Origin of the sequence: Pusillimonas sp. (assembly GCF_044464525.1) — a bacterium.
Classification (GTDB): Bacteria; Pseudomonadota; Gammaproteobacteria; order Burkholderiales; family Burkholderiaceae_B; genus Pusillimonas.
Map to the genome: position 1 here is coordinate 24,248 of NZ_JBIQLE010000035.1, position 7,803 is coordinate 32,050.

Consider the following 7,803-nt stretch of genomic DNA (forward strand, 5'->3'; position numbering starts at 1 on the left):
CTCACACATGACCGAAGCATTGGTCGAACTCGACAATATCTCGATGGCATATGGCGACGGTGAAGCAGCCGTCCGGGCCATCGAGGATGTCACCTTAAACATAAGAAAAGGCGAATTCATTGCCGTTGTCGGCCCTTCGGGCTGCGGTAAAAGCTCGCTGATGAAATTGATCTCGGGCTTGCATCCGCCGTTGTCGGGCAGGCTTACCGTCGAAGGCCGGCCGGTCAATGGTCCGCTCAAGTCGGTGGGCATGGCGTTTCAGGCAAGTAACTTGCTGCCATGGCGTAATTGCGTGGACAACATTCTGTTGCCGCTCGAGATTGTCCAGCCCTACCGAAAAAAAATCTCCTCGCAACGCGCTCAATACAAGGAAAAAGCGGTGCAGTTGCTCAACTCGGTTGGGCTCACCGGGTTCACCGAGAAGTTTCCCTGGGAGCTTTCCGGCGGCATGCAGCAACGGGCGTCAATCTGCCGCGCCCTGATCCACGAGCCCGAGATCCTCATGCTCGATGAACCCTTCGGGGCGCTGGATGCCTTCACCCGCGAAGAACTCTGGTGTACCTTGCGCGATATCCAGCAAGAGCGACAGGTGACGGTCATGCTGGTTACGCACGACCTGCGAGAGGCGGTGTTCCTTGCGGACACGGTTTATGTCATGTCCAATCGTCCGGGCCGTATCGTCAAGAAGTGCCCCGTCGATCTACCCCGGCCGCGCGACCTGGAAGTTACCTACGGCAAAGAGTTCCAGAACATCGTCTTCGAACTGAGATCCATGATCGGAGGGAAACACTAAATGCGTCGCACCGATTTGTTTGACAACGTGGTTCCCCCGCTGATCTTTACTGTGGTGTTGTTCGTGTTGTGGGAGCTTGTCTGCAGGGTGTTCTCGATACCCCTTACCATTTTGCCCGCGCCTTCCGTGATCTTCATCGCTTTGTGGCAATATCGCGTACCCATTATCGACAACTCGTGGGTCACGCTTTGGACCACCCTTGTGGGCTTCCTCATGGCTACGGTGGGGGGCTTGGCGTTGGGTATTGCGGTAGGTTGGAAGAAAAGCCTGTACAAGGCCATTTATCCTGTGCTGGTGGGTTTCAACTCTGTTCCCAAGGTTGCGGTGGTGCCCATCTTGATCTTGTGGTTCGGTCTTGGCGAAATTCCCGCCATCCTCACCGCGTTTCTTATTTCTTTCTTTCCCATCGTCGTGAACGTGGCGACCGGCCTGGCCACCACCAGCCCCGAGCTTGAAGACGTTCTACGCGCCCTGGGTGCTTCCAAGCTCGACATCATGCGCAAGGTCAGCATCCCGGGCTCGCTGCCGTATTTCTTCGGCTCGCTTAAAGTGGCGATCACGCTGGCGTTTGTGGGGGCCGTGGTTTCAGAGACGGTCGGCGCCAATAAAGGCATAGGCAAGCTCATGCTGGATGCCCAGGCGGCTTTCCAGGTGCAAATTGTGTTTGCAGGTCTTCTGGTGCTGGCCTTCCTGGGCATCGTGTTGTATGCCGCTACTGCGCTGGTTGAAAAGCGCTTTACGGGGTGGGCGTTCCGCGCGCAAAATCGTTGATGCAGGCTTGACGGCCGGCACGAGCTTCGGCCGTCAAGCTGTACCACGATTTACCTGAGCTCAAGGCACGGGCTCGGAAAGGAGCAAACGTGCAGGGCGGCATGGAACCGTCCTCCCGTTTTCCTTTAATATTATATGGCTAGTTAATTAATATATAATGTAGACGCTTGGCACTACCAGCCGGGCATGCGAACGGACACAGGAGCAGTCATGGAAAATACACTGAAAGTCGGCATTATCGGCGGCGGCATCGGAGGCGTGGCCTTGGCGGCCGCCCTGGCGCAGCGCGGGATCCGGTCTCATCTTTTCGAGCGTGCGGCCGAATTCGGCCAAGTGGGGGCGGGAATACAGATGACGCCCAACGCGGTCAAGGTCATTACAGCGCTGGGCGGACTGGAAGCGCTGGATAAAGTGGGTTTCCTGCCCGAAGCGCTGGTGGGGCGCGATTGGGACAGCGCGGAAGAAAAGTTCCGTATCCCGCTCAAGTCCGAATGTCCGCGTCTTTATGGCGCCGATTTCTACCATGTGCATCGCGCCGACCTGCATCAATTGCTGGTCGATATGATCGGCGATACACACGTGACGTTTTCGACGCAATGCACGCGGGTAGAGCAGAACGAGCACGGCGCTGTTGCCCATTTTGCCGACGGCTCAAGTTTCGAGGCTGATCTCATCGTGGGCGCCGACGGAGCGCGCTCTGTCGTCCGCCACGATCTGTTCGGGGCGGACGACCCGAAGTTCACAGGCCATATGTGCTATCGGGCAGTCGTACCGTTCGATGAGCGGCCCGATTTCGTGCCCCCCGAGTCCGCATTCTGGCTCGGCCCCAAGAGCCATGTGGTCACCTATTTCGTAAACGGCGGCAAGGCGGTGAACATTGTTGCCGTGCACGAAACCGAAAGTTGGGTTGAAGAGTCGTGGAACACCTTGAGCACACGCGAAGCGTTGCTGGATGATTTTCAAGGTTGGCACAGCAATATCCGCCAGCTCTTCGAGCGGGTCACGGAAGTCTATCGCTGGGGCTTGTTCGATCGCGACCCCATGCAAACCTGGTCCCGGGGCCGCATTACGCTGCTGGGCGATGCTGCTCATCCTATGCTTCCGTTCCTGTCGCAAGGCGCGGCGATGGCGATCGAGGACGCCTATGTGCTGGCTACCGCGCTTGAGGCCCTGCCGGGCCGGCTCGATCAGGCATTGGCGCAGTATGAGGCAGAACGCCTGCCCCGCACCAGCCGGGTGCAGCTCGAGGCGCGTGAACGCGGCAAGACCTATCATCTTTCCTCGAAGGAAGAGCAGGCCAAGCGTGACGCCGAGTACCGCGAGCAGCAGAAGAAAGATCCGCACGCCGGCGGAATCAAGGCGAACTGGGTCTACGCGTACAATGCTACTGACTTCAGCCCTGTCCCGTAGGGGATCGATAACAACATGACAAAAATCAGGCGGCGCTCAGAGATTCCAGCGCATGCAGTCGGGCGCCGTCCGGGGCGTCCGGAAGGCAGCACGACGGGCGACAATACGTCCGAGCGCATCCTTGATGCCGCCGAAGAGGTATTCGCCGAGGTGGGCTATTCAGGCGCTACCTTGCGCATGGTTGCGGCTCGCGCTGGTGTTACCCAGGCTTTGATCAACTACTATTTCGGCAGCAAGTACGGCCTGTACGAGGCCGTGTTCATCCGGCGGGGGCGTGTGATCTCGGATGAACGGATGAAGCTTCTTGAAGAACTTGAGCAGCGCCCCGACGTCACAGTGGAAGATGTCGTGAGGGCGTTTCTGGCGCCCACGATCGCAATGCGCGATGCACCCGGCGGCAGGCTGTTCCTGCGCCTGCAGGCGCGTCTGCACACCGAGCCGGCCGATATCTCATATAAGCTGCGTAGCGGCGCATACGACGCCTCTACGCGCGCCTATGTGCAGATGCTGGCTCGGGTGTGTCCCGAACTATCCGCTAAAGATGTGAACTGGCGCATGGGCCTGATGATAGGCGCCTACATGTATGTGTTCTCGGATACCCATCGCCTTGAGCAGCTGGCTCCGGACATTTGTGATTCCGACGACACTGAAGAAATATTCGAACAGATCACGGCCTTCGTGACTGCCGGCATCAGCGCTCCGACCACGTCCCGCTCAAGCTAGTCCTACGCTTTGGCAATGTCGTGCGAACCGTATTGCGCGACGTGGGCCGGGCAGTGGCGCTGTGAGTCAGGTGGTCGCAAGCACTGCAGGCAGCACCGTTGCCGTTTTCGGCAGCGAATAGCCGCCTTGTTGATAGACCCACGACGGCCACAGGGCATGAGCCAGTGCTTCGCGGACCAGCTCATGGTCCAGCGCCTGGGGTTCATATGTATCCGGAGCCGTGTAGCGAAATTGCCGTGCTTCCTTGTGCGGTTCGAGCACGACAAGCTGATCTTGTTTCAAGTATCCGTAGTTCTCGCTGTATTGCATCATGGCGCGTCCGCCGCCTGATCCGGTAAGGTCGTGGCCGATCATGGGGTGGAAGGTATTGAGGCCGGCTATCGACAACAGCGTCGGCGCCAGGTCGATTTGGCTGATGAGGCGACCATCTGAGCGCGGGGCCACGTCGGCCCCCAGGATCAGGGCGGGGATATGAAAGTGGCGAAGCGGCACCAAACTAGCGCCCCCGACCCGAGAATCATGGTCTGCCACCACAAGAAACACCGTATCCTTCCAGTAGTCGCTCTGGCGGGCTTTCTCGAAAAAGCGGCCCATCGCCCAGTCGGCATAGCGCACCGTGTTCTCGACTGTGGCCGGATCGCCCACAGGCTCGATGCGACCCTGGGGGTACTCCCAGGGCGAATGGTTGCTGACCGAGAACGCAAGTGTCAGGGAAGGCTGTTCACCAGGGGTGTCGAGCAATTGATGCAGGCGATCGAACATGTCCTCGTCCGAAACCCCCCAAGTGCCGGTGAACTTCGGGTCTGAGAAAGTAGGCCGGTCGTGCAGGTCTGTGAAGCCGTTGCCCAGAAAGAAGCTCTTCATATTGTCGAAGTGGCTTTCGCCGCCGTAAATGAAGCGCGAGACATAACCATGGCCGCCAAGCAGTTGCGCCAAGGTGAAGAAATTGCTTTGCGCGCCGGGCAGGCGCAATACGGCGTCCGAGATAGTGGGCGGAAAGCCGGCGGAAACGGCTTCGAGGCCTCGGACGGACCGCGTGCCGGTCGCGTATGCACGCGTGAAGTTCCAGCCTGTCTTGGCCAAGGCGTCGAGCTCGGGCGTGAGCGACGCGCCGCCAAGGTTGCCGACATATTGCGCACCAAGGCTCTCTTGCACGATAAGAACAATGTTCAAGGGCCGTGAGCGTGGTCGAGCGGCGGCTTGATGATGAAGTGTCGACGCCGTGGAAGTGGATTCCGGCGTGATGCTTGCCTGCCGACGCACGATGGCCAGCATTTCCTCTGCGTCCATGTCGCCGTAGACGTCCGCCGCCGAGCGTTCGTTCTTCATGCTGTAGATGGCGTAGCAGACGTTATAGAAAGAATTGAGAGGCAGCGTGTTAAGCATGCTGTCGCCGCAATAGGCGACCGTAGAGGGATTGATCGGGCGATGCCCCAGCGTTCCGCGAATAGCAAGAAAGCTGATGGCCAGTGCGACGAACGACGCGATGGAGGCTTGCCACCATGGCATGACGGCATCGATTGCCGCCTCTTGAAAAAGCTCGTGCCCCAGCCATGCGAAACCCGCTATGCCCACGGCGGCGCCGATGAGCAGGCCTTTATATCCTTTCCACAGCATGCCGAACACCTCTTGCGGATGGCGCAAGTACTCGACATACAGTTTGTTAGGGCGGGTGTCGTACTCGATGATGAATTGGGGCGTGGATAATTCAAGCAGCACAAACAGCAGCCAGCAAAGTGCAAACCACCAGCCTGTTATGACCACCGCTAAAGGCATGTGTCCCAGCCATGGAGCCAGCACCGCGGGTATGCCTGCACAGATGGCGATTTGATGAGCATCTATGCGCAGCCCGCCTTTGAACACCGGCAGCGGCCCGCCGCCTTCCACTACGCGGCGCCACTGCCAAGTGGTGAGCATGCCGCGACTGAAGGTCAGCAGGCAAAGGCTTGATGCTATAAAAACAAGGACGAGTTGGCGCATGATTATGTGGGCGGCTGGCGGCCGCCGATTAAGGGCGCCCCTCGCAGACATTGAAAAGGTTGGCGTAATATATAACAATGCGACGGAAAAAGCGCGATTGACTCTACTTTCAGGCCTAAATCAATGACAAAAAACACGCGTCGCTCATCTGACCTTCCGCCTATCGAAGATTACGATTTCTCCGAACAGGTGGGGCATTTGCTGCGCCGCGCGTATCAGCGGCATACGGCGCTGTTTCAACAGATGATCCCCGACACCCAGCTTACCGCAGCGCAGTTTGTCGTGCTGTGCGCTGTACGAGATTCGGTCGCTTGTTCGCTTAGCCACATCGTCAAGAAGACCGCAATCGACCAGGCCACCATACGGGGCGTCATCGACCGCCTCAAGGCGCGCAAGCTGGTTTCAGTACGCCACGACGAAATTGACCGGCGCAAAGTGCTTGTCAGCCTGACCGAAACAGGAGAACGCCTCGTCGAGTCCATGGTGCCTTTTGCATTGGATATAACCGAAAAAACGTTCGAAGGGTTCAACCCGGCAGAGCGAATGGGTATGTTGTACCTGCTCAATAAAATGTGTTCGGATGATGCCGACCTGCAAAAAGACTAAATTTCAGGTTCGGCCATACATTTAGTTTTGAGCGTAATTTTTCAATGTACACGCTTTAAATTGCCTGTGCGGTTAAAGCCTGATTCCTTGTTCCCACTTGCGGATCAGGCTTTCTTCAGAGACTTTTTATTGTTTTGTTCGTGGGTTTTATGGGGATCTGAAAGCGTACTCAAAAAAATGGATAAAGGGTTTATCCCTATGAATTGAATCTTTTGTTCAAAAAATTACATGTGTACACTTCAATCGACGCACCTAACCCTTTGATTGCGCGCGACCGCCGGCATGGCGCCGGAGTCGTGCATTGAATAAGGAATTTCCATGAAAGGCTCGAGAGTTTGTTCAATATTAATGGCCGCAATAGTGGGTGTTTCACTATCGATGACGGCTGTGGCACAAGATACGATCAAGATCGGGGAGATGAACAGCTACAAGACGCAGCCCGCGTTTCTGGGGCCATATAAAAATGGCATGGACCTGGCTGTCGAAGAGATCAACAACGCCGGGGGCATCAATGGCAAGAAAGTTGAGCTCGTCATTCGCGATGACAACTCCAATACCGGCGATGCCGTGCGTGCCGTCGAAGATCTGCTTTCCCGAGACAAGGTCGACGTGTTGACGGGCACTTTCCTGTCCCACATTGGTCTGGCGGTTACCGATTACGCCAAGCACAAGAAGGTGTTCTTCCTGGCCAGCGAGCCCTTGACCGACAAGATCGTCTGGGAGGACGGAAACCGTTACACCTTCCGGCTGCGCGCCTCGACCTACATGCAGGTTGCCATGCTGGTGCCCGAAGCAGTAAAAATGAACAAGAAGCGTTGGGCTGTGGTTTATCCCAACTACGAGTACGGGCAATCGGCCGTCGCCACCTTCAAGAAACTGCTGAAGGAAGCTCAACCTGACGTGGAATTCGTTGCCGAGCAGGCCACTCCGCTGGGCAAGGTCGATGCCGCCAACGTGATTCAGGCGCTGGCCGATGCCAAGCCCGACGCCATGTTCAACGTTCTTTTCGCCGCCGACCTGGCCAAGCTGGTAAGGGCGGGTACGCAGCGCAACTTCTTCAAGGATCTTTCCGTGGTCAGCCTGCTTACGGGCGAGCCAGAGTATCTTGACCCGCTGGGCGCCGAGACACCGGAAGGCTGGGTGGTTACCGGCTACCCCTGGTACGCCATCGACACGCCCGAGCACAAGAAGTTTCTTGAAGCCTATCAAGCCAAGTTCAACGACTATCCACGCCTGGGCACCATTGTGGGCTACAGCGCCATCAAGTCATTGGCGGCAGGCATTGAAAAGGCCGGCGGCTCCACTGATACCGAGGACATGATCAAGGCTTTCACCGGGCTTGATGTTGAAACGCCCTTTGGTCCAATTGTCTATCGTCCCATCGACCATCAGTCGACCATGGGCGCCTACGTGGGCAAGCTGGCCGTCAAGGATGGCAAGGGCATCATGACTGACATCCGCTACATCGATGGGGCAGACGTTCAGCCGTCTGACGAGGAAATCAGAAAGATGCGTCCCGC

Annotated in this window: 7 protein-coding genes; 6 read left to right on the forward strand and 1 reads right to left on the reverse strand. The window is 57.4% G+C overall.

Going from position 1 to position 7,803, the window contains the following annotated elements; genetic code table 11:
• The first annotated feature begins 7 nt into the window (after nucleotides 1-7).
• The 4 genes from ACIY1O_RS15230 to ACIY1O_RS15245 all read left to right on the forward strand — a co-directional run bounded on the left by ACIY1O_RS15230 (nucleotide 8) and on the right by ACIY1O_RS15245 (nucleotide 3,697).
• On the forward strand, nucleotides 8-793 hold the full coding sequence (locus ACIY1O_RS15230) for an ABC transporter ATP-binding protein (protein ID WP_397475950.1): 786 nt from the start codon (nucleotides 8-10) through the stop codon (nucleotides 791-793).
• Complete coding sequence (locus ACIY1O_RS15235; RefSeq protein ID WP_397475951.1) at nucleotides 794-1,564, forward strand: ABC transporter permease; 771 nt, start codon at nucleotides 794-796, stop codon at nucleotides 1,562-1,564.
• 210 nt (nucleotides 1,565-1,774) lie between these two features.
• A complete protein-coding gene (locus tag ACIY1O_RS15240) occupies nucleotides 1,775-2,974 on the forward strand; it encodes an FAD-dependent monooxygenase (RefSeq protein ID WP_397475952.1) in 1,200 nt (399 codons plus the stop codon).
• A 15-nt stretch (nucleotides 2,975-2,989) separates the two neighbouring features.
• The gene (locus ACIY1O_RS15245; RefSeq protein WP_397475953.1) at nucleotides 2,990-3,697 is read left to right on the forward strand and encodes a TetR/AcrR family transcriptional regulator; all 708 of its coding nucleotides are present in this window, start codon (nucleotides 2,990-2,992) and stop codon (nucleotides 3,695-3,697) included.
• A gap of 66 nt (nucleotides 3,698-3,763) precedes the next feature.
• Here ACIY1O_RS15245 and ACIY1O_RS15250 read toward each other — a convergent pair whose 3' ends face one another.
• Entirely contained in the window at nucleotides 3,764-5,677 is a 1,914-nt protein-coding gene (locus ACIY1O_RS15250; protein ID WP_397475954.1) for an LTA synthase family protein, read from the reverse strand.
• A 123-nt stretch (nucleotides 5,678-5,800) separates the two neighbouring features.
• Here ACIY1O_RS15250 and ACIY1O_RS15255 point away from each other — a divergent pair, with 123 nt between their 5' ends.
• Both ACIY1O_RS15255 and ACIY1O_RS15260 read left to right on the forward strand, forming a co-directional pair.
• The gene (locus ACIY1O_RS15255) at nucleotides 5,801-6,283 is read left to right on the forward strand and encodes a MarR family winged helix-turn-helix transcriptional regulator (RefSeq protein ID WP_397475955.1); all 483 of its coding nucleotides are present in this window, start codon (nucleotides 5,801-5,803) and stop codon (nucleotides 6,281-6,283) included.
• 348 nt (nucleotides 6,284-6,631) lie between these two features.
• A partial coding sequence (locus ACIY1O_RS15260; RefSeq protein ID WP_397475956.1) for an ABC transporter substrate-binding protein occupies nucleotides 6,632-7,803 on the forward strand: 1,172 nt, incomplete at its 3' end.

Bases quoted from the DNA above. Each gene is read 5' to 3' on its own strand.
- ACIY1O_RS15230 (WP_397475950.1), top strand. From the start codon at position 8: ATGACCGAAGCATTGGTCGAACTCGACAATATCTCGATGGCATATGGC.
- ACIY1O_RS15235 (WP_397475951.1), top strand. From the start codon at position 794: ATGCGTCGCACCGATTTGTTTGACAACGTGGTTCCCCCGCTGATCTTT.
- ACIY1O_RS15240 (WP_397475952.1), top strand. From the start codon at position 1,775: ATGGAAAATACACTGAAAGTCGGCATTATCGGCGGCGGCATCGGAGGC.
- ACIY1O_RS15245 (WP_397475953.1), top strand. From the start codon at position 2,990: ATGACAAAAATCAGGCGGCGCTCAGAGATTCCAGCGCATGCAGTCGGG.
- ACIY1O_RS15250 (WP_397475954.1), bottom strand. From the start codon at position 5,677: ATGCGCCAACTCGTCCTTGTTTTTATAGCATCAAGCCTTTGCCTGCTG.
- ACIY1O_RS15255 (WP_397475955.1), top strand. From the start codon at position 5,801: ATGACAAAAAACACGCGTCGCTCATCTGACCTTCCGCCTATCGAAGAT.